General features: G+C 59.8%; 18 protein-coding genes. 1 reads left to right on the top strand and 17 read right to left on the bottom strand.

What is annotated here, in order from left to right; translation table 11 throughout:
* The first annotated feature begins 37 nt into the window (after positions 1-37).
* On the top strand, positions 38-1,276 hold the full coding sequence (locus tag O3W47_RS22300; RefSeq protein WP_269314614.1) for a L,D-transpeptidase family protein: 1,239 nt from the start codon (positions 38-40) through the stop codon (positions 1,274-1,276).
* A gap of 22 nt (positions 1,277-1,298) precedes the next feature.
* Here O3W47_RS22300 and dnaE read toward each other — a convergent pair whose 3' ends face one another.
* The 17 genes from dnaE to O3W47_RS22215 form a co-directional block, all read right to left on the bottom strand.
* Positions 1,299-4,799 (bottom strand): DNA polymerase III subunit alpha, encoded by a 3,501-nt coding sequence (gene dnaE, locus O3W47_RS22295; RefSeq protein ID WP_269314613.1) that lies wholly within the window; start codon positions 4,797-4,799, stop codon positions 1,299-1,301.
* Between the two features lie 434 nt (positions 4,800-5,233).
* A complete protein-coding gene (locus O3W47_RS22290) occupies positions 5,234-5,917 on the bottom strand; it encodes an ABC transporter ATP-binding protein (RefSeq protein ID WP_003521506.1) in 684 nt (227 codons plus the stop codon).
* Positions 5,918-5,932: 15 nt separating this feature from the next.
* Entirely contained in the window at positions 5,933-7,240 is a 1,308-nt protein-coding gene (locus O3W47_RS22285; RefSeq protein WP_003521507.1) for a lipoprotein-releasing ABC transporter permease subunit, read from the bottom strand.
* Positions 7,241-7,364: 124 nt separating this feature from the next.
* The gene (proS, locus tag O3W47_RS22280; RefSeq protein WP_269314612.1) at positions 7,365-8,687 is read right to left on the bottom strand and encodes a proline--tRNA ligase; all 1,323 of its coding nucleotides are present in this window, start codon (positions 8,685-8,687) and stop codon (positions 7,365-7,367) included.
* Between the two features lie 655 nt (positions 8,688-9,342).
* The gene (locus O3W47_RS22275) at positions 9,343-9,648 is read right to left on the bottom strand and encodes a DUF1467 family protein (protein ID WP_162936669.1); all 306 of its coding nucleotides are present in this window, start codon (positions 9,646-9,648) and stop codon (positions 9,343-9,345) included.
* A gap of 132 nt (positions 9,649-9,780) precedes the next feature.
* Complete coding sequence (locus O3W47_RS22270; RefSeq protein WP_127756135.1) at positions 9,781-11,448, bottom strand: ribonuclease J; 1,668 nt, start codon at positions 11,446-11,448, stop codon at positions 9,781-9,783.
* A gap of 203 nt (positions 11,449-11,651) precedes the next feature.
* The gene (locus O3W47_RS22265; RefSeq protein ID WP_161987840.1) at positions 11,652-12,392 is read right to left on the bottom strand and encodes a biotin--[acetyl-CoA-carboxylase] ligase; all 741 of its coding nucleotides are present in this window, start codon (positions 12,390-12,392) and stop codon (positions 11,652-11,654) included.
* 26 nt (positions 12,393-12,418) lie between these two features.
* The gene (gene nuoN / locus O3W47_RS22260) at positions 12,419-13,861 is read right to left on the bottom strand and encodes an NADH-quinone oxidoreductase subunit NuoN (RefSeq protein ID WP_003521512.1); all 1,443 of its coding nucleotides are present in this window, start codon (positions 13,859-13,861) and stop codon (positions 12,419-12,421) included.
* An 18-nt stretch (positions 13,862-13,879) separates the two neighbouring features.
* Positions 13,880-15,391 carry an NADH-quinone oxidoreductase subunit M gene (locus O3W47_RS22255; RefSeq protein WP_080817171.1) on the bottom strand — a complete coding sequence of 504 codons (1,512 nt, stop codon included), beginning with the start codon at positions 15,389-15,391 and terminating at the stop codon, positions 13,880-13,882.
* Positions 15,391-17,388 carry an NADH-quinone oxidoreductase subunit L gene (gene nuoL / locus O3W47_RS22250; protein WP_269314611.1) on the bottom strand — a complete coding sequence of 666 codons (1,998 nt, stop codon included), beginning with the start codon at positions 17,386-17,388 and terminating at the stop codon, positions 15,391-15,393. The genes O3W47_RS22255 and nuoL overlap by 1 nt, the downstream gene beginning before the upstream one ends.
* Before the next feature lie 7 nt (positions 17,389-17,395).
* Positions 17,396-17,704, bottom strand: a complete 309-nt coding sequence (nuoK, locus tag O3W47_RS22245; protein WP_003521516.1) for an NADH-quinone oxidoreductase subunit NuoK — start codon at positions 17,702-17,704, stop codon at positions 17,396-17,398.
* 28 nt (positions 17,705-17,732) lie between these two features.
* Positions 17,733-18,347 (bottom strand): NADH-quinone oxidoreductase subunit J, encoded by a 615-nt coding sequence (locus O3W47_RS22240; RefSeq protein ID WP_003521517.1) that lies wholly within the window; start codon positions 18,345-18,347, stop codon positions 17,733-17,735.
* Positions 18,348-18,483: 136 nt separating this feature from the next.
* Positions 18,484-18,975, bottom strand: a complete 492-nt coding sequence (gene nuoI / locus O3W47_RS22235; protein WP_003496449.1) for an NADH-quinone oxidoreductase subunit NuoI — start codon at positions 18,973-18,975, stop codon at positions 18,484-18,486.
* 36 nt (positions 18,976-19,011) lie between these two features.
* Complete coding sequence (gene nuoH / locus O3W47_RS22230; RefSeq protein WP_003521518.1) at positions 19,012-20,058, bottom strand: NADH-quinone oxidoreductase subunit NuoH; 1,047 nt, start codon at positions 20,056-20,058, stop codon at positions 19,012-19,014.
* A 13-nt stretch (positions 20,059-20,071) separates the two neighbouring features.
* Positions 20,072-22,153, bottom strand: a complete 2,082-nt coding sequence (gene nuoG / locus O3W47_RS22225) for an NADH-quinone oxidoreductase subunit NuoG (RefSeq protein WP_269314610.1) — start codon at positions 22,151-22,153, stop codon at positions 20,072-20,074.
* A gap of 149 nt (positions 22,154-22,302) precedes the next feature.
* Positions 22,303-23,607: an NADH-quinone oxidoreductase subunit NuoF gene (nuoF, locus tag O3W47_RS22220; protein ID WP_020012329.1), complete on the bottom strand. Its 1,305-nt coding sequence runs from the start codon at positions 23,605-23,607 to the stop codon at positions 22,303-22,305.
* 10 nt (positions 23,608-23,617) lie between these two features.
* Positions 23,618-24,715 carry an NADH-quinone oxidoreductase subunit E gene (locus O3W47_RS22215; RefSeq protein WP_174024963.1) on the bottom strand — a complete coding sequence of 366 codons (1,098 nt, stop codon included), beginning with the start codon at positions 24,713-24,715 and terminating at the stop codon, positions 23,618-23,620.
* Between the last annotated feature and the right edge of the window lie 13 nt (positions 24,716-24,728).

The following is a 24,728-nucleotide window of genomic DNA, read 5'->3' as shown; positions in this document are numbered from 1 at the left end:
GAGTGAGGCAAGTTTTGTACATGTGGTGTATTGCGTCATGTCCCTCCGCCTCCGTCTTATGGCTGGCATGCTGTCGGCCAGCATTCTTGCCTTTCCGGCGCTTGCCGCTGACAGCAGGTCCCTGCAAATACTGGTATCGCAAAGCGACCAGTCGCTCTCGCTTTATGAGAACGGTGAAATCGTCGCCACCTCGAAAGTTTCCACCGGCAAGGCCGGACATGAGACACCGAGCGGCATCTTCTCGATTCTGGAAAAGCGGAAATACCACGAGTCGAATATCTACTCGGCCGCGCCCATGCCCTTCATGCAGCGGCTGACATGGTCCGGCATCGCGCTGCACGAAGGCAAGGTGCCGAACTATCCAGCCTCGCATGGCTGCGTGCGCCTGCCGTCCAAATTCGCCAAGTCTCTCTTTGGAGACACCAAGACCGGCGTGCATGTCATCATCACCGACCGGCCGGTCTCGCTGCGCTTTGTGCAGCATCCGGCGCTGTTTCAGCCGCGCGACGATGCCGATGACGGCAAGCTGCTTCTTTCGGATGTGGAATTGCGCCCGGCGACCTTCGATGCGGCCTTGGGGACGGTCGAGGTTGCCGTCAATGAAAAGACCCAGGCCCTCAAGCCGCCGGCAAAGACCAGGGAGCCCTCGCCCCTGCGCATTCTCATCACCCGGCGTGGCGAGCGGGAAAAGGTGATGGATATTCAGACCGTGCTGACCCTCCTCGGCTTCGATGCCGGTTCAGCCGATGGTTATGCCGGGGAGATGACAATCAGCGCCATCAATGGTTTCAAGCGCTGGAAGGGGCTGAAAACCACCGGCCCGCTTTTGACCGACGCCTTCGTGACGGCGCTTTATGCCTCCGCCGGTGAAGACCACCCACCGACCGGCCAAATCATGGTGCGGCGGGATTTCAAGCCGCTGTTCGAAGCAGCCATCGACATCAAGGACCCGGAAGTCGCGCTCGGAACCCATTTCTTCGAAGCCGTGTCCGTGGATCGGGTCGCCGGAACCGCCGAATGGAACGGCGTGACGCTGGAAAACCATCTGCCGGCGGCTGCCCGCAAGCGGCTCGGCATCTCCGTTACCGAAGCGCCGGGCGGCTTCGATCAATTGAGCGCCGTACTAGGCCGCCTCGAAATTCCGACGGAAATACGCAGCCGGATCGAGCAGGAGCTTTCAAGCGGCAGCTCGATTACCGTTTCCGATATCAGTCACCAGCTGGAGACAGGCACCGGAACGGACTTCATCACCGTGACCAAAGAAGGGCCGGTATGAGCGACGGGTGAGGCCTCAAGCCTCACACCAGTTCCACATCGACGACACCGGGTGCGGACCGCAGCGCAGCGGCGATTTCCGGCGAGATGCGGTATTTCTCCGTCAGTTCCACCTCGATCTCGCGGCTGCCCTCATCCTTGATGACGATGAAATAGACCGAGCCATCGCCTTTCGTATTGAGGTGGCGGGCCACCGTTTTCAGCGGGCCGGAATCGCGCACATAAACACGCAACGCCTTCTGCATCTGCACGGATTTTTCTTCCAGCGACTGTGCCGTCTGGATACGCAGGCCGATGCCTTCCGGGCGCTCTTCCGCCTGCACGGTGATGACCAGCGATTTGCCGACCTCGAGCAGATCGCGGAACTGGCCGAGCCCTTCGGAAAACAGCACCGCCTCATATTGGCCCGACGCGTCCGAGAAGGTGACGATGCCCATCTTGTTGCCGGTGCGGGTCTTGCGCTCCTGCTTGCCGGTCACCGTGCCGGCCAGACGCCCGGCAGTCGCGCCCTGTTTCACGGCGGCTGAAAAATCGGCGAAATTCTGCACCCGCAGCTTTTCCAGCACGGGGCGATAGGTATCGAGCGGATGGGCGGTGAGGTAAAAACCGAGCACCTGATATTCGCGCAGCAGCTTTTCGGAGGCAAGCCACGGCTGGAAAGCGGGAAGGATGAGCTTTTCCGGGCCGCTTCCACCACCGGAGCCGAACATGTCCGATTGTCCAATGGTGCGGTTGTTCTGCGCCATCTGTGCATAACCGATGATGCGGTCCAGCCCGCCGATCAGTTCGGCGCGGTCGCGGCCGAAACAATCGAAGGCGCCGGCATTGATCAGGCTTTCCAGCACACGCCGGTTGATCTGCTTGGGATCGATGCGCAGGCAGAAATCCTCAAGGCTCGTGAACGGCTTGCCGTCGCGTACCTGAACGATGTGCTCCACCGCGCCCTCGCCCACGCCCTTGATGGCGGCCAGCGAATAATAGATGCGGTTCTCGCCCGTCTCGAATTGCCGGAACGAAGTCTGCACCGAAGGTGCGACGACCTCGATGCCAAGGCGGCCGGCATCCTGGCGGAAATCGTTGAGCTTTTCCGTGTTCGCCATATCGAGCGTCATGGAGGCCGCCAGGAACTCCACCGGAAAATGCGCCTTCATATAGGCGGTCTGGTAGGACACGATGGCGTAGGCGGCGGCGTGGCTCTTGTTGAAGCCGTAATTGGCAAATTTCGCCAGAAGATCGAAGATGGTGTTGGCCTGCGGCTTCGACACGCCGTTCTCGATGGCGCCGTCGACGAAACGCTCGCGCTGCTTGTCCATCTCCTCCTTGATCTTCTTGCCCATGGCGCGGCGCAGAAGATCGGCTTCGCCGAGCGAATAACCGGACAGGACCTGAGCGATCTGCATCACCTGTTCCTGATAGACGATAACGCCCTGCGTTTCCTTGAGCAGATGGTCGATGGTCGGATGGATCGATTCCAGCTCCTCCTCGCCATGTTTGCGGGCATTATAGACCGGAATGTTTTCCATCGGGCCGGGGCGATAAAGCGCCACCAGCGCGATGATATCCTCGATGCAGTCCGGTCGCATGCCGATCAGCGCCTTGCGCATGCCGGCACTTTCCACCTGGAACACGCCGATGGTTTCGCCGCGCGAGAGCATCTCGTAGGTTTTGGCGTCATCGAGCGGAATCGCCGCCAGATCGACCTTGATGCCGCGCTTGGCAACGAAATCGACGGCCACCTTCAGCACCGTCAGCGTCTTCAGGCCGAGGAAGTCGAATTTGACGAGGCCGGCGCTTTCCACCCATTTCATGTTGAACTGGGTGACCGGCATATCCGAGCGCGGATCGCGATACATCGGCACCAGCTTCGACAGCGGGCGGTCACCGATGACGATACCGGCGGCGTGGGTGGAGGCGTGGCGGTAAAGCCCCTCGATCTTCTGGGCGATATCCAGGAGGCGAGCGACCACCGGCTCCTTGTCCGCCTCTTCCTGCAGGCGCGGTTCTTCCTCAATCGCTTTTGACAGCGGTGTCGGGTTGGCCGGGTTGTTGGGCACCAGCTTGCAGATCTTATCCACCTGCCCATAGGGCATTTCCAGCACGCGGCCGACGTCGCGCAAGGCGGCGCGCGCCTGCAGCGAACCGAAGGTGATGATCTGCGCCACCTGCTCGCGGCCATATTTGGCCTGCACGTAACGGATCACCTCTTCGCGACGATCCTGGCAGAAGTCGATATCGAAGTCGGGCATCGAAACGCGTTCGGGATTGAGGAAGCGCTCGAACAGCAGCGAGAAGCGCAGAGGATCGACATCGGTAATCGTGAGCGCATAAGCGACAAGCGAGCCCGCACCCGAACCGCGGCCCGGCCCGACAGGAATATCGTGCTGCTTGGCCCATTTGATGAAGTCGGCAACGATCAGGAAGTAACCGGGGAATTTCATGCGCGAGATGACGCCGAGTTCGAAATCCAGCCTGTCGCGATACTCCTGCTCCGTATAACCGGGCGCCATACCGAGCGCGGCGAGCCGCTGGTCCAGCCCCTCCACCGCCTGGCGGCGCAGTTCCTCCGTTTCGGCGCGCTCGGCTGCTTCCGGATCGTCGCTGGCGCCGGTGAAACGCGGCAGGATCGGCCCGCGCTTCTTCAGCACATAGGAGCAGCGCAGCGCGATCTCGACGGTGTTTTCCAGCGCCTCGGGAAGATCGGCAAACAGCGCCGTCATTTCCTGTCGACTTTTGAGGTAATGATCGGGCGTGAGCCGGAACCGGCTGTCATCGGAGACGATGGCGTTATGCGCCACCGCCATCAGCGCATCATGCGCCTCGTAATCGGCCTTGGAAGGGAAAAACGCCTCGTTGGTGGCAACCAGCGGAATATCATGGTCATAAGCAAGGCCGATCATGCGCCGCTCATGGGAACGGTCATAACCGGACTGGCGCTGCAATTCGATATAAAGCCTGTCACCGAAGAGTGACTTCAGCGTCAGCAGCCGTTCCTTCGCCTGGGCGGTGTGGCCCTCCTTCAAGGCCATATCTACCGGACCGCCGGAAGCGCCTGTCAGCGCGATCAGGCCGGCATTGGAGGCTTCCTCCAGCCATGAACGGGTAATATGCACGGAATGGCCGCTGCCCTCGCCTTCCAGATAGGCGCGGCTGACGAGATCCACCAGCCGCTCGTAACCTTCGGCATTGGCGGCCAGAAGAACGATGGCGGGAAGTTTTTGAAGATGGCTGTTGTGGTTGCGGCGATCCTCCGCCGCATCCTGCATGTCGATCGACAGCTGGCAGCCGATGATCGGCTGCAAACCTTCATCGCGCGCCTTTTCGGAAAATTCCAGCGCGACAAAGAGGTTGTTGGTATCGGTAATGGCAATGGCCGGCTGACCGTCGGCGACGGCCTTGGACATGATTTTCTTGAGGGGCAAGGCCCCCTCAAGCAGGGAATAGGCGGAATGAACCCGTAAATGGACGAAACCGGGAGTTTTCAGCGTTTCGCCAGAGGTCTCTCCACGCACAATCGCATCGCCCATATCATCATCCTGTCATTCTGAATCGAGGGGGCGATTTTCCGATTTCCGGCGCTCAAAGTCCACCGCTTTGCGGCGTCCATACAGGTTTCTGCGCCGGCGTGCCCTTCACAGGGCGGTGAGGATCACCGAAAAGCTGGCTACGAAGACAGCGATGGAGGCGAAAGCGGCAACGTCACGGATGAAATCAGTCATTGGTCTCTCCTTACTCGTTATGTTCCAACTTTGTTCTCATTTTGTTCGATTGTCAACAGGGTTTTGCTGATATTCCCCTTGCTAATGCCGCAGAATCGCCTTCGGTTCCCGTATGGGAACAGCAAGCCACTGACTCCAAAACGAAAAAAACCCGGAGGTAAAAACACCGCCGGGTTCAGAAAAAATTCAAATGAGAAGAACCGGCGTTCTCTGGAGAGCACCGGACGGATCGACTTACCAGCTCAGAAATCGACGATCTTGCCGTCGGCCAGCGTCACGCGCCGGTCCATGCGGGCGGCGAGTTCATGATTGTGGGTGGCGATCAGCGCCGCGAGGCCGGATTGGCGTACCAGCGCCTCCAGCGCGTCGAAAACATAATGCGCTGTTTCCGGATCGAGATTGCCGGTCGGCTCGTCAGCCAGCAGCAGCAGCGGTGCGTTGGCGACGGCGCGGGCGATGGCGACACGCTGCTGTTCACCGCCGGAGAGTTCCGCCGGGCGGTGCTCACCGCGATGCCCCACCCGCATATAGTCGAGCAGCGCACTGGCGCGCTTGTGCGCTTCGGCCTGTGTCAGACCGGCGATGAGCTGCGGCATCATCACATTTTCCACCGCCGAGAATTCCGGCAGGAGATGATGGAACTGGTAGACAAATCCAATATCGCTGCGGCGGATCGCGGTTCGCGTTTCATCCGGCAGGTCATTGCAGGGTGCACCGTTAATATAGACCTCGCCGGCATCTGGATGTTCGAGAAGTCCCGCCAGATGCAGCAGCGTGGATTTACCGGTTCCCGAAGGGGCGACCAGCGCCACCATCTCGCCGCTCTTCAATTCGAAATCAGCCTTGCGCAGAATGGAAAGCGACGTCTCGCCCTGACCATAGGTTCTCTCGACGCCAGTAAGCCGCAGCACTGTTTTTTTTGCCATATCGCGAAGCGGTCCTTATTCGTAACGCAGGGCCTGCACCGGATCGAGCTTGGAAGCCCGCCATGCTGGAAAGATCGTTGCCAGGAAAGAGAGCGTCAGCGCCATGATGACAACGGAAATGGTCTCGCTGATATCCATTTCGGCCGGAAGCTGGCTCAGGAAATAAAGCTGCGGATCGAACAGCACCGTGCCGGATATCCAGGAGAAGAACTGCCGGATGGATTCCACGTTGAGGCAGACGATGACGCCGAGCGCCACGCCGGCAAAGGTGCCGACCATGCCGATGGCCGCCCCGGTCATGAAGAAGATGCGCATCACCGAGCCGGAGCTTGCGCCCATGGTGCGCAGAATGGCGATGTCGCTGCCCTTGTCCTTCACCAGCATGATGAGGCCGGAAATGATGTTCAGCGCCGCCACCAGAACGATGAGGGTGAGGATCATGAACATCACGTTTCTTTCCACCTGCAGGGCGGAGAAGAAGGTCTGGTTCCGCTGCCTCCAGTCGGTGATATAGATCTGCCGTTCGGCGGCCTGTTCCACCAGCGGGCGGATTCCGTCAACGTCGTCGGGGCGGCTGACATAAAGCTCGATGGACTGCACGAGGCCTTCGGCGTTGAAATAAAGCTGGGCTTCGGACAGCGGCATATAGATCATCGAGGCGTCATATTCCGACATGCCGATCTCGAAGACGCCGGATATCTTGTAGGATTTGACGCGCGGATTGACGCCCATCGGCGTCACGTCGCCTTCCGGGGAAATGAGGGTAATGTCGTCACCGGCCGTTACGCCGAGCTGGGCGGCGAGCCTTGAGCCGACGAGAACGCCATCTCCGGCCATGAAGCCGACCAGATCGCCGGTCTTGATGTTGGTAGCGACTTCCTTGACCTTGTCGATATCCTCCTGGCGCACGCCGCGCACCAGCGCACCGGAACCCGCGCCGCCGCGGCCGGAGGCGAGCGTCTGGCCTTCCACCAGCGGCAGGGCCATGGTGACGCCGGGAACGGCGGCGAACTTCTTCGCCAGCTCATCATAATTATTGAAGGGCTGGTCGATCGGCTGCACGATCATATGGCCGTTAATGCCGAGAATGCGCGAAATGAGCTCGGTGCGGAACCCGTTCATCACCGCCATGACGATGATGAGCGTCGCCACGCCCAGCATGATGCCGACAAAGGAAAACCCGGCAATGACGGAAATGAACGCTTCCTTGCGCCGCGACCGCAGATAACGCCAGGCCACCATGCGTTCAAAAGCGGAAAACGGCCGGGCAGTCTTTGCCCCGGCGGAAACAGCCGCACCCTTGTCAGCCTCGGCTTGTGCCATGTCGTCTCCCTGATCTTAAACTGCAAGGCCGGTCTTTTCCGAAAACCGGCCCATATTTCTGCGGCATCCGCGTTACGAAACCGGAGCGGACTTCGGGTGAAGCCGCTCCGTCTTTCACTCGTGCTTAGCCGAGCACCCTGTTCATCGCCGCCTCGATCGTCACGGTCTCCCGCTCGCCGGTCTTGCGATCCTTCACTTCGACTTCGCCATTCGCGACCGAACGCGGGCCGACGATGATCTGCAGCGGCACGCCGATCAGGTCGGCGGTGGCGAATTTCTGGCCTGCACGGTCGTCCGTGTCGTCGTAAAGAACATCCTTGCCGGCGTTGGAGAGCGAGTAATACAGCTTTTCGCAAGCCGCATCACAGGCAGCATCGCCAGCCTTCATGTTGATGATCACGACATCGAAGGGAGCGACCGAGGCCGGCCAGATGATTCCGTTCTCGTCATGCGATGCTTCAATGATGGCGGGAACAAGGCGTGTCGGCCCGATACCATAGGAACCCATGTGGACAGGGTGTTCCTTGCCATCCTTACCCTGCACTTTCGCGCCCATCGGCTCGGAATATTTGGTGCCGAAATAGAAGATGTGGCCGACTTCAATGCCGCGCGCGGAAAGGCGCTCGCCATCGGGAATGGCATTGTAAGCGGCTTCGTCATGCATTTCGGACGTGGCGGCATAGTCGGCCGTCCACTCGTTGAAAACGCCCTGCAGGGCTGCGACGTCGTCAAAGTCGGTGTTTTCGGCGGGAATGGCGCGGTCGAGGAAGCTCTTGTGGCAGAAGACTTCGGATTCGCCGGTATCGGCCAGAATGATGAATTCATGGCTGTGATTGCCACCAATCGGGCCGGTATCGGCACGCATGGGAATGGCGCGCAGGCCAAGGCGCTCGAAGGTGCGCAGGTAAGCCACGAACATCTTGTTATAGGAATGGATCGCGTCTTCCTTCGTCAAATCGAAGGAATAGGCGTCCTTCATCAGAAACTCACGCGAACGCATGGTGCCGAAACGCGGACGCACCTCGTCGCGGAACTTCAGCTGGATATGGTAGAGGTTCAACGGCAGGTTCTTGTAGGACTTCACATAGGAACGGAAGATGTCGGTGATCATCTCCTCATTGGTGGGGCCATAGAGCATCTGGCGGTCCTGACGGTCCTTGATGCGCAGCATTTCCTTGCCGTAGTCATCGTAACGGCCGCTCTCCTGCCAGAGCTCGGCCGATTGCAGCGTCGGCATCAGAAGCTCGATGGCGCCCGAGCGATCCTGCTCCTGGCGGATGATCCTGTTGACCTTGTCCAGCACGCGCTTGCCGAGCGGCAGCCAGGAATAGATGCCAGCCGATTGCTGCCGGATCATGCCGGCGCGCAGCATGAGGCGGTGGGAGACGATCTCCGCTTCCTTGGGGTTTTCCTTCAGGATGGGCATGAAATAACGGCTGAGACGCATGACGGCTTCCATTGATGCGGACGACGGCGCGCAAAGGCACGGGAATCGCCCCGAATAGAGGGATATTGGCGCCGGATATAGCCGTTTCCGGCCGAGATGAAAACCCGCCATGAAAAGAGCGTTAAACGCGATTTTACGGTATTTTCGCGATAGCTAATTCGCGTCAAAACGCTTTGATCGGAATATTATTCTTGATCCGGTGCGACAAATTGCACCACGGAGAATTTTTTGCCGACTGTAACAAATATGCAAAAAATGAGATGACAAGCATGGGGCTTTGGGCTAGCTTTAGCTTACAAAAGAGGCAGGAAGTTTAAATTCTTGTCATTTTCGCGGTCAGTCTTGGGAGGATCAGATCTTAGGCGCGCTCGTTCGCAGCCCCGGCAACGGTTACAGATCACGCGAAACCTGGAAAACAAGGCTGAAAGGCCTTGTTTTTTTTTGCTTCTACGCAAAGAACCCCGCCCCGCCGTTATATTCCGGTAAAATTATGGCGGTGAATCAGGCACCCAGTACGTTCCTGCTGTGTGCACGAGAGATATGACATCCATATGACAGAATCCCGGTCATATCCGCCGGAAACTGCCGCGACCATGGGCTCGCCGCCAGTCTGAGTGGGCAGATGCGCGCAAACGGCGATCGCCCGCGCAGCTTTTCAATCGAAAACGGGAATAATTCTCGGCAGGTCATCGAGGCTGACGCCGAACCACCAGGTTCCGCCGTACCACAGCCCACAGATCAGGGCCGAAATCAGGGTTGTCCACAAAACGATCCGCCCGCCCCTGAACCTTGATGGCGCACTGGCGACCGTGCCCAGCGCCACATCGCCCTCCTCATCCTGAGTGCGCAGGCCAATCGGCAGCACGATGAAAAGCACCGTCCACCAGACGATGAAATAAACGGCGAAGGCCGAAAGAAGCGGCATGTGATCCTCCTGCACAATGGGCTTCTTGTAACGCATTCATCCGCAGATCGGAATCACTTCTCCGCAAGAAACCCTAAAGAAAAACAGAAGGGCCGCGCTTTGCGGCACGGCCCTGGAATCAACGGGAAAGAGGCAGACGCCCCGGCCGATTGCCGGGAAGGTCCCGGTTCAGACCTTGGTCACGAAAACCGTCACGATCGGCTTCTTGCCCCAGCTCTGGTTGGCGGCGGCGCGCACGGCGCGACGCACCGCTTCACGCAGCAGATCCAGATCCTTGCGGCGGGCACGCGGAATGCTTTCGACGGCGCCGAGCACGGCGTCATAAAGCGTGTCTTCCATCGCCTCGTCCTCGTCATCGAATTCCGGCAGGCCGAAGGGCACGACATCGGGATCGCCGAGGAAATCGTAACGGCTATCCAGCACGACATTGACGGCCACATGGCCGGCGAAGGACAGCTTGCGGCGGTTGCTGATGCCCATCTCGTCCATATCGCCGACGAGGTTGCCATCCTTGAAAACGCGGCCATGCGGCACGTCGTCGACGACTTCGGCCGGACCTGGCGCAAGGCGCAGAACATTGCCGTTGCGCACCTTCGGCACCTGCGAGATGCCGGCCTGTTCGGCCAGTTCCTTCTGCGCCACCAGATGCGCCGCCTCGCCGTGGACGGGCACGACGATCTGCGGCTTCGTCCATTCATACATCTTCAGAAGTTCATTGCGGCGCGGATGGCCCGAGACGTGTACCAGCGCCTCATTGTCGGTGACGATATGGACGCCCTGCTCGATGAGGCCGTTCTTGATGTCGATGATCGCCTTCTCATTGCCGGGAATGGCGCGCGAGGAAAACACCACCGTATCGCCGGAAGCCAGCGCCACATTGCGCATCTCGTCACGCGAGAGCTTGGCGAGTGCGGCGCGCGGCTCGCCCTGCGAACCGGTCAGGATCAACACCACCCGGTCGCGCGGAATATAGCCATATTCGTCTTCGGCGAGGAACGGCTTGATGCCTTCCATGATGCCGAGGTCCTGCGAGACGTTGACGACGCGCTTCAGCGACGAGCCGAGCAGCAACACCTCGCGGCCGGCTGCTTCCGCGGCCTGCGCAATCGAGCGGATGCGCCCGACATTGGAGGAGAAGGTGGTGACGGCCACACGACCCTCGGCGTTTTCTATGATCTGCCGCAGGCCTTCGGAAACCTCGTGTTCGGAGGGCGACACACCATCTCGCACCGAATTGGTGCTGTCGCACATTAGCGCCAGCACGCCCTCTTCGCCGATGGCACGGAAACGGGCTTCATCCGTCAACGGACCGAGCGACGGCGCTTCGTCGATTTTCCAGTCACCGGTGTGGATGACATTACCGAGCGGCGTGCGGATGACCAGCGACATCGGCTCCGGAATGGAGTGGTTGACGCCGACCGCCTCGATTTCGAACGGGCCGACATTGATGCGGTCGCCCGCCTTGAAGATCGTTACCGGAATTTCGGCACGCGTGCCCTCATAGGCGCGCTTGGCTTCCAGCATGCCGGCCGTGAAAGGCGAGGCATAGACCGGCACGTTGAGGCCGGGCCACAGATCGTTAAGCGCACCATAATGGTCTTCATGGGCGTGGGTGATGATGATGCCCTTGAGGTTCTTTTTCTGCTCGGCGATATAGCTGATGTCCGGCAGCACCAGATCGACGCCCGGCAGGTCCGGGCCGGCGAAGGTCACGCCGCAATCCACCATGATCCATTGGCGCTTGCTTTCCGGCCCGTAGCCGTAAAGCGCCAGATTCATGCCGATTTCACCCACGCCGCCAAGCGGCACAAAGACCAGTTCGTCCTGTTTAGCCATTGTTTTTCTTATCCATTCACGAAAGCACGCAGGCGACGGCAATTGGCCGCGCCCGCCGCGCTCTTAAGCATCGGACCTGTTGAACCATCTGATCGACCGGGCCGATGCGGAACCGGTTTGTCACCCTGCTTTTCATGAGCCGCAGGAAAGCTCCAACCCGTCGAAAGCGGTTCGGCGCGGGCCTTCGGGCCGCGCCGTTCACCTCATCCGAAAAACACGTCGCCAGCGGCAATCGAGCGCCTTGCGCCCTCATCCTCATCCAGCAGCAGATAACCATTATCATCAATCCCGACGAAACGCCCGCCAATCGAACGGTCCGGAAAGTTGACGGTGATATGTTCGCCGATACCGCAGGCGGCGGCACGCCAGCCTGCCATGATGCCGGCAACGCCCCTGCCCTCGTCCCAAGCCCCCAGCACCTCCGCCGTCTCGCGGAAAAGATGGGCGAACAATTCGTCGGGCGAGCAGGACGCACCATGTTCGGAGAGCATGGTGACGGGGTAAAGCGGATTTTCCGGCTTATGGGCGATATTGATGCCGATGCCGATGACGATGGCGCGTCGGCCATCCGGCAGCAGCTCCGCCTCCATCAGAATGCCGCAGGTCTTGCGGCGTCCGATCAGAACGTCGTTCGGCCATTTGATTTCGAGCGGCTCACCACCCGTCGGCAGCACTGCGCGGATGGCGCGATAAACAGCCAGCGCGAAGGCAAGCGGCAGAGACCCTATGCGGTCCATCGGAGCGGGATCGATCAGAAGAAGCGAGGCGTAGAGATTGCCGGGTTCGGAGACCCATGGACGGCCGCGACGGCCGCGTCCGCCAGTCTGGCGGATGGCGGTGATCCACAGATTGCCGCCATCGCCCGCCCTTGCCTGGGCGAAACATTCCAGATTGGTCGATGGCGTTTCCGCCATCGCCTCGTGCCGGAAGTCATCGATGGACATCCGGCCCGTATGCTTGTGCGTGCTGCTCAAAAGAAGGTCTTCGCCGCAACTGTCACCGCGTTGCCAAGTGCACCGCCGAAGACGATGAAGGCGACAACGAAGAGGCCGGAAAGCGCATAAACGACCTTGAGTTCGCCGGCGGGACGCTCGAATTTGTCCTTGGCTTCATCGAACCACATGACCTTGACGACGCGGATATAATAATAGGCGCCGACAACCGAGCCGATCACACCGATGATGGCGAGCGGATAGAGCTTCGCCTCGATGGCTGCGAGGAAGACGTAATATTTGCCGAAGAAGCCGGCGAGCGGCGGGATACCGGCAAGCGAGAACATCAGGATCGTCAGCACAACCGCCATGAAGGGGTTGGAGGACGAAAGACCGGCCAGATCCTCGACAGTCTCGACATTGCCGATTTCCTTGCGGCGCATGGAGAGAATGCAGGCGAAGGTGCCGAGCGTCATGACCATATAAACGGTCATGTAGAGGATGACGCCGGCAACACCGGCTTCGGTGCCCGCAGCAAGACCGACCAGCGCATAACCCATGTGGCCGATGGAGGAATAAGCCATCAGGCGCTTGATGTTCTTCTGGCCGATTGCGGCAAAGGAGCCGAGCAGCATGGAGGCGATGGAAATGAACACGACGATCTGCTGCCAGTCGGCGAAGACCGGCTGGAACGCCTCGATGACGATGCGAACGAGGATCGCCATGGCGCCGATCTTCGGCGCAGCCGACAGGAACGCCGTTACCGGGGTCGGCGCGCCTTCATAAACGTCCGGCGTCCACATGTGGAACGGCACGGCCGAAATCTTGAAGGCGAGACCGGCGAGAACGAAGACCAGGCCGAAGACCAGACCGAGCGAACGGGTTTCCGAGGCCAGAACCTGGGCGATTTCGGTAAAGCCGGTATTGCCGGTGAAGCCGTAGACCAGCGACATGCCATAAAGCAGCATGCCGGAAGACAGCGCGCCGAGCACGAAATACTTCAGGCCCGCTTCCGTGGAGCGCAGGCTTTCACGGTTGATGGCGCAGACGACATAGAGCGCCAGCGACTGCAGTTCCAGCGCCATGTAGAGCGAAATCAGGTTGTTGGCCGAGATCATCAGCAGGATGCCCAGCGTCGCAAGGACCAGCAGCACCGGATATTCGAAACGGCCGATGGGTTCGAAACGGCCCTGACCGACGGCGAGGATCATGGCGGTGATGGAGCCGATCAGCGCCAGTACCTTCATGAAGTTACCGAAGGCATCGGCGATGTAGACGCCGCCGAAGGCAACGCCCGATGCCGGGGCAAAAATGATCCAGAGACCGACGACGAGCAGGAGGGCAACGGCAAGGCCGGTGACCGTCGTTGTCGACTTGTCGCCCGAGAAGACGCCAATCATGAGCAGCGCCAGCGCGCCGACCGCAAGGATCAGCTCGGGCGTCGCAATGTGCAGACTGGCAAAAAGGATTTCAGCGGTCATGTCCAACGGGTCCTGTCGTCAATTCATAGAGAGCGCAACATTTTGCGCCGCCTGCAATGCAGCCGAATAGTTGTTTACCAGAAGATCGACCGATGCGGCTGTCGCATCGAACACCGGCGCCGGATAGACGCCGAAGAAGATCGTCAGCACAACCAGCGGATAAAGGATGACCTTTTCGCGGGTCGACAGATCGAGCATCGATTTCAGGCTTTCCTTCTCCAGCGCACCGAAGATCACACGGCGATAAAGCCACAGCGCGTAAGCGGCCGAGAGGATGACGCCGGTTGCCGCAAACAGCGCGACCAGCGTGTTGGCGCGGAATACGCCGATCAGCGTCAGGAATTCACCGACAAAGCCGGAGGTGCCGGGCAGACCGACATTGGCCATGGTGAAGATCATGAAGGCGACGGCATATTTCGGCATGTTGTTGACGAGGCCGCCATAGGCCGCGATTTCGCGGGTGTGGAGACGGTCGTAGACAACGCCGACGCAGAGGAAGAGCGCGCCCGAGACTATACCGTGCGACAGCATCTGGAAGATTGCGCCCTGCACGCCCTGAACGTTGGCGGCGAAGATACCCATGGTCACGTAACCCATATGGGCGACGGAGGAATAGGCGATCAGCTTCTTGATATCGTCCTGCATCATCGCCACCAGCGAGGTGTAGATGATGGCGAGTACCGACAGCGTGAAGACGAAGGGCGCGAAATAATCAGACGCCAAGGGGAACATCGACAGCGAGAAGCGGATGAAACCGTAACCGCCGAGCTTCAGCATGACGCCGGCAAGGATGACGGAACCGGCGGTCGGTGCCTGAACGTGGGCGTCGGGCAGCCAGGTGTGTACCGGCCACATCGGCATCTTCACCGAGAAGGCTGCAAAACAGGCAAGCCAGAGCCAGGTCTGCATGCCGGCCGGGAAGCCGTATTTCAGCAGTTCCGTCATGTCGGTCGTGCCGGCCTGCCAGTACATGGCCATGATGGCGAGCATGGTCAGAACCGAGCCGAGCAGCGTGTAGAGGAAGAATTTGTAGGATGCGTAAACGCGATCCTTGCCGCCCCAGACGCCGATGATGATGAACATCGGGATCAGCGTCGCTTCGAAGAAGACGTAGAAGAGAACCGTATCCAGCGCCACGAAGACGCCGACCATGACGACTTCCAGAAGCAGGAAGGCGATCATGTATTCCTTGACGCGCTTCTCGATCGAATCCCAGCTTGCCAGCACGCAGAAGGGCATGAGGAAGGTGGTGAGAATGACGAAGAGCATGGAGATGCCGTCGACGCCGAGATGATAGGCGGCGATGTTGCCGAACCACTGATGCTTCTCGACCATCTGGAAACCGGGGTTCGAATTGTCGAAACCGATCCAGATGAACAGCGACACGATGAAGGTGAAGACTGTCGTCAGCAGCGAGACGTTGAGAATGTTGCGGCGACCATAGGGGCCGTTCTCATTCGTCAGAAGCAGGAGCACCACGCCGACGAGCGGCAGAAAGGTGACCGTTGAAAGAATGGGCCAATCGGTCATCAGAGGGCACTCCCGAGCATCATCCAGGTGACAAGCGCCGCGATGCCGATCAGCATCGCAAAGGCATAGTGATAGAGGTAACCGGATTGCAGGCGGACCATGCGGTTGGTCACATCAACCACACGCGCTGCAATACCGTTCGGTCCATAGTGGTCGATGACGGCGACGTCGCCCTTCTTCCACAGGAAGCGGCCGAGCGCCTTTGCGGAACGTACAAAGAGGAAGTCATAGAGTTCGTCGAAGTACCACTTGTTCAAGAGGAACTGGTAGAGGCCGCGATGGGTCTCGGCCAGACGCTTCGGCGTTTCCGGCGACTTGATGTACATGTACCAGGCGGTCACGAAACCAAGAGCCATGGCGAAGAACGGGCTCCACTTCACCCACAGCGGAACATGGTGGAACTCTTCGAGGATTTCATTTTCCGGAAGCGTGAACAGAGCGCCCTTCCAGAACTCGGCATATTCGTGGCCGAAGAAATAACCTTCGAAGGCAACACCGGCAAAGATCGCGCCAACCGTGAGGATGAAAAGCGGGATCAGCATGACCATCGGCGATTCATGCACATGGTGCATGACGTCGGCAGATGCGCGCGGCTTGCCGAAGAAGGTCATGAAAGCCAGACGCCAGGAATAGAAGCTGGTGAACAGCGCGGCGATGACCAGCAGCGTGAAGGCGAAACCGGACAGAACCGAATGGGACGCGTAAGCGGATCCGATGATGACGTCCTTCGAGAAGAAGCCGGCAAAACCGATCATCGTGCCCGGAATACCAACGCCGGTCAGCGCCAGCGTGCCAACGGTCATGGTCCAGAAGGTGATGGGGATATGCTTGCGCAGGCCACCCATGTAACGCATGTCCTGCTCGCCATCGACGGCATGGATGACCGAGCCGGCGCACAAGAACAGCAGGGCCTTGAAGAAGGCGTGCGTGAAGAGGTGGAACACGGCCGCGCCATAAGCGCCGACGCCGAGCGCCACGAACATGTAACCGAGCTGCGAGCAGGTCGAATAGGCGATGACGCGCTTGATGTCGTTCTGCACGAGGCCGACGGTTGCCGCGAAGAAGGCGGTGATCGCACCGATCAGCGTCACGACGGTCAGCGCATCATGCGACAGTTCGAACAGCGGCGACATGCGGGCGACGAGGAACACGCCGGCGGTAACCATGGTTGCGGCGTGAATGAGGGCAGATACCGGGGTCGGGCCTTCCATCGCGTCCGGCAGCCAGGTGTGCAGCAGGAACTGCGCCGATTTACCCATGGCGCCCATGAAGAGCAGAAGGCAGACGCCCGTCATCGCATTCGCCTTGTCCAGATGCATACCGAACAGGTTGATGACGGTTTCCGAGGAGGCCGCACCTTCAGCCGGCAGATAGGTCGCAGCGGCAGCGAAGATGGTTTCGAAATTGATCGAGCCGAACAGCACGAACACGCCGCCAATGCCGAGAATGAAGCCGAAGTCACCGACGCGGTTGACGATGAAGGCCTTCATGGCGGCAGCAGAGGCCGAAGGCTTCTTGAACCAGAAGCCGATCAGCAGATAGGACGCCAGACCCACGCCTTCCCAGCCGAAGAACATCTGCAGCAGGTTGTCGGAAGTCACCAGCATCAACATCGCGAAGGTGAAGAGCGACAGATAGGCAAAGAAGCGCGGACGATGCGGATCGTGGTGCATGTATCCGATCGAATAGAGATGCACCAGCGTCGAGACCGTGTTGACCACGACGAACATGACAGCAGTCAGCGTATCGATGCGGAACGCCCATTCGACGTCGATGCCGCCGGACTGGATCCAGCGCAAAACAGTAACCTTGATCACCTCACCCGGCTCGCCATGGGCGAGTGCCACGGTGAAGAAGACGATCCACGACAGGATGGCGACCACGATCATCAGACCGGTGGTGACATATTCCGATGCCTTGGCGCCGATGGAGCGGCCGAACAGGCCGGCGATCAGGAAGCCGATCAGTGGAAGAAAGACGATAGCCTTGTAGATCATAGCCTTATCAGCCCTTCATCATATTGACGTCTTCGACGGCGATCGATCCGCGGTTGCGGTAGAAGACAACGAGTATTGCAAGACCGATGGCCGCTTCGGCGGCTGCGACGGTCAGAATGAACAAAGCGAAGACCTGGCCGACGATATCGTTCAGGAAGGCCGAGAAGGCCACCATGTTGATGTTGACCGCAAGCAGGATGAGTTCGATCGACATGAGGATGACGATGACGTTCTTCCGGTTGAGGAAGATGCCAAAGACGCCGATCGTGAAGAGGATCGCGCTGACCGTCAGGTAGTGGGAAAGACCGATTTCCATGTTCTGTTTCCTTGGATCCGTTCGCGCCTCAGATGCCCTGGCCCGGCTTGACCTTGACCGTGGTGACGGCGGTCTTCGGGTCACGGCCGACCTGCGTGGAGATATCCTGCCGCTTGATGTCGGTGCGATGACGCAGCGTCAGCACGATGGCGCCGATCATGGCCACCAGCAGCACGAGGCCGGCGAGCTGGAAGAAGTAGACGTAATTGGTATAGAGCACATCGCCGAGTGCGGCCGTATTGGTGCGTTCGGTGACAGGCGGGATCGGCATGGTGATGGATTTGGCCGCAATCGGGTTCAGCATGCTGCCGCCGACCACGACGATCAGCTCCGCCGCCAGGATGACGCCGATCAGCGCGCCGACCGGGGCATATTGCAGCACGCCCGAGCGAAGCTCGGCGAAATCCACATCCAGCATCATGACGACGAAGAGGAAGAGCACCGCCACGGCACCGACATAAACCACCAGCAGGATCATGCCGAGGAACTCGGCGCCCGTCAGCAGGAACAGCGCGGCTGCGTTGAAGAAGGTCAAAATCAGAAACAGCACCGAATGAACAGGGTTCTTCGATGCGATGACCATGAACGCAGACGCCACGGCGACGAAAGCGAATATATAAAAGAATACAGCGTGCAGACCCATGTTGGTGCCTTCTTGTCCTCATCGGGCAAAGATGGCTCGAAGGCCCCTCACCCGTTTCGTCCCCGCCGGCGAAAACCGCGCAGGCATTTTACTTTTCATCGCTCTCCGGGGTCTCCCCCGGAAAGACGGTTGCGCCTTAACGGTAAGGCGCATCCAGTGCGAGGTTGCGTGCGATTTCACGCTCCCAGCGGTCGCCATTGTCGAGAAGCTTCTGCTTGTCGAAATAAAGCTCCTCGCGGGTTTCCGTCGCGAATTCGAAGTTCGGGCCTTCGACGATGGCATCCACCGGGCAGGCTTCCTGGCAGAAACCGCAATAGATGCACTTCACCATGTCGATATCGTAACGCACCGTGCGGCGGGTGCCGTCATTGCGGCGCGGGCCGGCTTCGATGGTGATCGCCTGAGCGGGACAGATCGCTTCACACAGCTTGCAGGCGATGCAGCGTTCTTCACCGTTGGGATAACGGCGCAGTGCATGTTCGCCGCGGAAACGCGGAGAGACCGGGCCCTTTTCGAAAGGATAGTTCACCGTTGCCTTCTGCTTGAAGAAGTGGCGCATCGTGAGCAGGATCGCGCCCACGAACTCCTTGAGGAACAGTGAATTGACGGCTTGGGAGAGGCTTGCCATCTCAGTCTCCAGATTTCTGAGCGAGGAGTACGGACATCAACCGGCCCACCCCGTCAGCTTCAATACGAATGCAACAATAACGACCATGGCGAGCGACAGCGGCAGGAACACCTTCCAGCCGAGGCGCATGAGCTGGTCATAACGGTAACGCGGAACGAAAGCCTTGGTCAGCGCGATCATGAAGAAGACCATGCAGCCCTTCAGCGCGAACCAGACAATGCCCGGAACCCAGTTGAGGAACCACACATCCACGATAGGCAGCCAGCCGCCCATGAACAGGATCGTCGTCAGGCAGCAGATCAGCACGATTGCAGCATATTCGCCGAGCATGAACATCATGTAAGGCGTGGAGCCATATTCGACCATGTGACCGGCAACCAGTTCCGATTCCGCTTCCGGAAGGTCGAAGGGCGGACGGTTGGTTTCGGCAAGGCCCGAAATGAAGAACACGATGAACATCGGGAACAACGACAGCCAGTGCCAGTCGAGGAACGAGGCCGGCAGGCCGAGCATGGTGCCGAGGCCGGTCTTCTGGGCCAGAACGATGTCCGTCAGGTTCAGCGAACCGACGCAGAGCAGAACGGTGACGATAACGAGGCCGATCGACACTTCGTAGGACACCATCTGCGCGGCAGAACGCAGCGCGCCGAGGAACGGGTACTTCGAGTTCGAAGCCCAGCCGCCCATGATGATGCCGTATACTTCAAGCGAGGAAATCGCGAAGATGTAGAGAATGCCGACATTGATATTGGCGACGACCCAGCCTTCGTTAAAGGGGATGACGGCATAGGTGGCGAGCGCCAGAGTCACCGCAACCAGCGGCGCCAGAAGGAAAACGGCCTTGTTGGCGCCGGCCGGAATGACAGGCTCCTTCAAGATGAACTTCAAAAGGTCGGCGAAGGACTGGAAGAGACCGAAGGGACCAACGACGTTCGGACCACGACGCAGCTGCACCGCCGCCCAGACCTTGCGGTCGGCAAGCAGCAGGAACGCGATGGACACCAGAAGGCAAACGAGAAGCAGCAGGGACTGGCCGACCATGATCAGCGCGGGCCAGACGTAGCTCCAGAAAAACTGTTCCATAAATCCCCTACCCTTACTCTGCCGCAGCCTGGAAATTGTTGCGGGCCAATGCGGAGCACTCGGCCATGACGGCGGATGCGCGCGCAATCGGGTTCGTCAAATAAAAGTCTTTTACCGGCGAGGCAAACGCCGACTTGTTGAGCGAGCCGGTCTTGCCAGCCAACGCTTCGATATCTTTGCCGTTACCGGCGACGATCTCGTCGGTTTCCGCCAGATGCGGATGCGCGACGAAGAGCTGGCCGCGGAGCGCCGACAGCGAATCGAACGGCAGCTTCTTGCCGAGAACGTCGGACAGCGCACGCAGGATCGCCCAGTCTTCGCGGGCTTCGCCCGGTGCGAAACCGGCGCGGTTGCCCACCTGCACACGGCCTTCGGTGTTGACCCAGATACCGGATTTTTCGGTATAGGCCGCACCCGGAAGGATAACGTCGGCGTTCATCGCGCCCTGATCGCCATGGCTGCCGATATAGACGGTGAACTTGGCACCCTTGTTAGAGAGGTCGAGTTCATCGGCGCCGAGCAGGAAGAGCACGTCCATGGAGGCGACCATTTCGGCAGCGGCAACACCGCCCTCGCCCGGCACGAAGCCGATATCGAGACCGCCGACGCGGGCAGCGGCGGTGTGCAGAACCGAGAAACCGTTCCACTCTTCGGTGACAGCGCCAACCGACGTCGCAAGCTTGGCAGCAGCCGCAAGAACGGCGGCACCATCGGCGCGGGCAAGAGCGCCCTGACCGATGATGATCAGCGGGTTCTTGGCGGACTTAAGCTTGTCAACGAAGCTGTGCGAGCCGTTGGCCAGATCGGAGAGCGTTTCCGCACCCGAACCGAGATATTCATAATTGTAGCGCAGTTCACCAGCTTCGCCGATCACGCCGATCGGGAAACCGCCACGACGCCAGCGCTTGCGGATGCGGGCGTTGAGGACAGCCGCTTCGAAACGCGGGTTCGCGCCAACGATCAGCAGTGCGTCTGCCTGCTCGATGCCTTCAATGGTGGAATTGAAGATGTAGCTGGCGCGACCCAAAGACGGATCAAGCGCTGCGCCATCCTGACGGCAATCGACATGGGCCGAACCGAGCGAGGCGAGAAGCGACTTCAGCGCGAACATTTCTTCAACGGAAGACAGATCGCCGGCGATCGCGCCGATCTTGTTGCCGGATGTTGCGGCAACAGCCTGCTTGATCGCACCGAAGGCTTCGCCCCAGGTGGCGGGCTGCAGGCGGCCATCCTTGCGCACATAAGGCCGGTCAAGGCGCTGCGTCTTCAGGCCGTCCCAGATGAAGCGGCTCTTGTCGGAAATCCACTCTTCGTTGATCGCCTCGTTGACGCGCGGCATGACGCGCATGACTTCGCGGCCACGGGTATCGACGCGGATGGCCGAACCGAGCGCGTCCATCACGTCGATGGTTTCGGTCTTGTTCAGTTCCCACGGACGGGCGGTGAAGGCGAAAGGCTTGGAGGTGAGCGCGCCGACCGGGCAGAGGTCAACAACGTTGCCCTGCAGCTCCGAGGTCATGGCCTGCTCGAGATAGGTGGTGATTTCGGCATCTTCGCCGCGGCCGATAAGGCCAAGTTCGGCAATGCCGGCCACTTCCGTGGTGAAACGGACGCAGCGCGTGCAGTGGATGCAACGGTTCATGACCGTCTTGACGAGCGGTCCGATATATTTGTCTTCAACCGCGCGCTTGTTTTCCGCATAACGCGAACCGGCGATACCGAAGGCCATGGCCTGGTCCTGCAGGTCGCATTCGCCGCCCTGGTCGCAGATCGGGCAATCGAGCGGATGGTTGATGAGCAGGAATTCCATCACGCCTTCGCGGGCCTTCTTGACCATCGGCGTGTTGGTGAAAACCTCAGGCAATTCGCCGTTCGGGCCGCCGCGAACGTCGCGAACGCCCATGGCGCAGGAAGCGGCGGGCTTGGGCGGTCCGCCCTTCACCTCGATGAGACACATGCGGCAGTTACCCGCGACCGACAAGCGCTCATGAAAACAAAAGCGCGGAACTTCGGCACCAGCCTCCTCGCACGCCTGCAACAGCGTGAAATGATCCGGAACCTCGATCTCTTTACCGTCAACCTTGAGCTTTGCCATGGTTCTACTTACGTCCTGTTGCCTGTTCGTCCCATGTCTCACACGGTCCGCAACAAATCCTTAATCACGCCCGGCACTCGTATCGTCTGCCAAGCGCTTCATGGTGTCGCGAGGCCGGAAAACTCCGGCTCCGCCTGAAGCCTCAATGCTTATTCAGCGGCTTCCAGAACAGCGCCATCATCCATGGCCCTGTAGGTATATTGGTCGATGCGCTTTTCGATTTCCGGACGGAAATTGCGGATCAGCGCCTGTACCGGCCATGCGGCGGCGTCGCCAAGCGCACAGATGGTGTGGCCTTCGATCTGCTTCGTCACTTCAAACAGCATGTCGATTTCGCGCTTCTGCGCGTTACCCTTGACCATGCGCTCCAGCACGCGCCACATCCAGCCGGTGCCTTCGCGGCACGGCGTGCACTGGCCGCAGCTTTCATGCTTGAAGAAGGCCGCGATGCGGGCAATCGCCTTGATGACGTCGGTGGACTTGTCCATGACGATCATGCCGCCGGTGCCGAAGGAAGACTTCACTTCGCGCATGCCGTCAAAGTCCATGATGGCGTCCTTCATGTCCTCACCGCGAACGATGGGGCAGGATGCGCCGCCGGGGATGACGCCGAGCAGATTGTCCCAGCCGCCGCGAATGCCACCGCAATGGTGTTCGATCAGCTCGCGGAAGGACAGACCCAGCGCGTCTTCGAAGGTGCACGGACGCTCGACATGGCCGGAGACCATGAACAGCTTGGTGCCGACATTGTTCGGACGGCCGATGGACGAGAACCAGGCCGCGCCACGGCGCAGAATGGTCGGCGCAACAGCGATGGATTCGACGTTGTTGACCGTCGTCGGGCAGCCATAAAGACCCATATTGGCCGGGAACGGGGGCTTGAGGCGCGGCTGGCCCTTCTTGCCTTCAAGGCTTTCGAGCAGAGCCGTCTCTTCGCCGCAGATATAGGCACCCGCGCCGTGATGGACGTAGATGTCGAAATCCCAGCCGTTCTTGTTGTTCTTGCCGAGCAGGCCGGCATCGTAGCACTCGTCGATGGCCGCCTGCAGCGCCTCACGCTCGCGCATATATTCGCCGCGAACGTAGATATAGGCGGTATGCGCGCCCATGGCGAAACCGGCGATCACGCAGCCTTCGATCAGCGTATGCGGATCGTTGCGCAGGATTTCGCGGTCCTTGCAGGTGCCGGGTTCGGATTCGTCGGCGTTGACGACGAGGTAATGCGGACGGCCGTCATTTTCCTTCGGCATGAAGGACCATTTGAGACCTGTCGGGAAGCCAGCGCCGCCGCGACCGCGAAGGCCGGAAGCCTTCATCTCGTTAATGATCCAGTCACGGCCCTTTTCGATGATCTGTTTGGTGCCATCCCAGTGGCCGCGCGCTCTCACGCCCTTCAGGGACTTGTCCTTGAGGCCGTAGAGATTGGTAAAGATGCGATCCTGATCTTTTAACATGCTTCACCTCTTACCGCGGCTTCTTGCCGAAGACCCTGATATACTCGGCTTCGCCACCCTTGGCGAGCGCCTCGGCCTGCTTGATCCACTCGTCGCGTTCGATGCGGCCCTTGAAATTCAGATAACCGTCAACCCAGTCGCATTCGGCCTTTTTCCAGCCGGCGATCTGCGCATAGGTGAAGATGCCGAGCTCGTGCAGGGTGCCTTCGATCTTCGGACCAACGCCGGAAATGAGCTTCAGGTCGTCGGGCGTTGCGGGCTTTTCGATACCGGCCGGACGATCCTTCGAATCAAGCGACGGCTTCGCGGAGCCCGAAGCTTCCTTTTCAGCGGTCTTCACATTGGCTTCGGCAGCCTTCGGCGCGGTCGCCGGCGTCTTCAGCTTCGGATCGGTTTCCGGCGCGTCCGTCTTCGGCTTGGCGGCGTTGGAAGGCGGAACCGGTGCGGCGTCCGCAGCCACTTCAGCCGGCTTGTCGAGATTGGAGCGATCCGGCTTGATCTCTTCCGTCAGCGTCGTCAATCCACCGACTGGAACCGACTGGTGACGGTCGATCTGCGGGCCGGTCTTGACCGTGTCGCCCTTGCCTGCCTCGAACGTATCGATGATCTCTTCCAGACGCTCGGGCGTCAGGTCCTCATAGGCATCCTTGAAGATGATGACCATCGGCGCGTTGACGCAGGCGCCCTGACATTCCACTTCTTCCCAGGAGAGCGTGCCGCTCTCATTGGTGTGCAGCGGATCGTGGTGGATCTTCTTGCGGCAGACATCCATCAGCGCTTCCGAGCCACGCAGCATGCAGGGCGTGGTGCCGCAAACCTGAACGTGGGCGCGCGTGCCGACCGGCTTCAGCTGGAACTGGGTATAGAAGGTCGCCACTTCCATGACGCGGATATAGGCCATATCCAGCATGTCGGCGATCTTTTCGATGGCGGCGCGGGTAACCCAGCCGTCCTGCTCCTGCGCACGCATGAGCAGCGGGATGACCGCCGATTGCTGGCGTCCCTCGGGATATTTCTTGATCGTCTTTTCAGCCCATGCGGTATTTTCCGCATTGAAGGCAAACGCCACGGGCTGGAACTGATCTTCGGCTAGTCGACGAACGGACATACTTCCTCACGCC

Source organism: Agrobacterium sp. LMR679 (genome assembly GCF_027157905.1).
GTDB lineage: Bacteria > Pseudomonadota > Alphaproteobacteria > Rhizobiales > Rhizobiaceae > Agrobacterium > Agrobacterium leguminum.
The sequence above is the reverse complement of the archived record's forward strand: the minus strand, read 5'-3'. Positions and strand labels throughout refer to the sequence as shown.

Coding starts and splice junctions, on each gene's coding strand:
- nuoN (WP_003521512.1), bottom strand. CDS start 13,861: ATGACCGCTGAAATCCTTTTTGCCAGTCTGCACATTGCGACGCCCGAG.
- nuoL (WP_269314611.1), bottom strand. CDS start 17,388: ATGATCTACAAGGCTATCGTCTTTCTTCCACTGATCGGCTTCCTGATC.
- O3W47_RS22290 (WP_003521506.1), bottom strand. CDS start 5,917: ATGGCAAAAAAAACAGTGCTGCGGCTTACTGGCGTCGAGAGAACCTAT.
- dnaE (WP_269314613.1), bottom strand. CDS start 4,799: ATGGGCGATGCGATTGTGCGTGGAGAGACCTCTGGCGAAACGCTGAAA.
- O3W47_RS22265 (WP_161987840.1), bottom strand. CDS start 12,392: ATGTCCATCGATGACTTCCGGCACGAGGCGATGGCGGAAACGCCATCG.
- O3W47_RS22215 (WP_174024963.1), bottom strand. CDS start 24,715: ATGTCCGTTCGTCGACTAGCCGAAGATCAGTTCCAGCCCGTGGCGTTT.
- nuoF (WP_020012329.1), bottom strand. CDS start 23,607: ATGTTAAAAGATCAGGATCGCATCTTTACCAATCTCTACGGCCTCAAG.
- O3W47_RS22270 (WP_127756135.1), bottom strand. CDS start 11,448: ATGGCTAAACAGGACGAACTGGTCTTTGTGCCGCTTGGCGGCGTGGGT.
- nuoG (WP_269314610.1), bottom strand. CDS start 22,153: ATGGCAAAGCTCAAGGTTGACGGTAAAGAGATCGAGGTTCCGGATCAT.
- O3W47_RS22240 (WP_003521517.1), bottom strand. CDS start 18,347: ATGGGTCTGCACGCTGTATTCTTTTATATATTCGCTTTCGTCGCCGTG.
- O3W47_RS22255 (WP_080817171.1), bottom strand. CDS start 15,391: ATGACCGATTGGCCCATTCTTTCAACGGTCACCTTTCTGCCGCTCGTC.
- nuoK (WP_003521516.1), bottom strand. CDS start 17,704: ATGGAAATCGGTCTTTCCCACTACCTGACGGTCAGCGCGATCCTCTTC.
- proS (WP_269314612.1), bottom strand. CDS start 8,687: ATGCGTCTCAGCCGTTATTTCATGCCCATCCTGAAGGAAAACCCCAAG.
- O3W47_RS22275 (WP_162936669.1), bottom strand. CDS start 9,648: ATGCGTTACAAGAAGCCCATTGTGCAGGAGGATCACATGCCGCTTCTT.
- nuoH (WP_003521518.1), bottom strand. CDS start 20,058: ATGGAACAGTTTTTCTGGAGCTACGTCTGGCCCGCGCTGATCATGGTC.
- nuoI (WP_003496449.1), bottom strand. CDS start 18,975: ATGGCAAGCCTCTCCCAAGCCGTCAATTCACTGTTCCTCAAGGAGTTC.
- O3W47_RS22285 (WP_003521507.1), bottom strand. CDS start 7,240: ATGGCACAAGCCGAGGCTGACAAGGGTGCGGCTGTTTCCGCCGGGGCA.
- O3W47_RS22300 (WP_269314614.1), top strand. CDS start 38: ATGTCCCTCCGCCTCCGTCTTATGGCTGGCATGCTGTCGGCCAGCATT.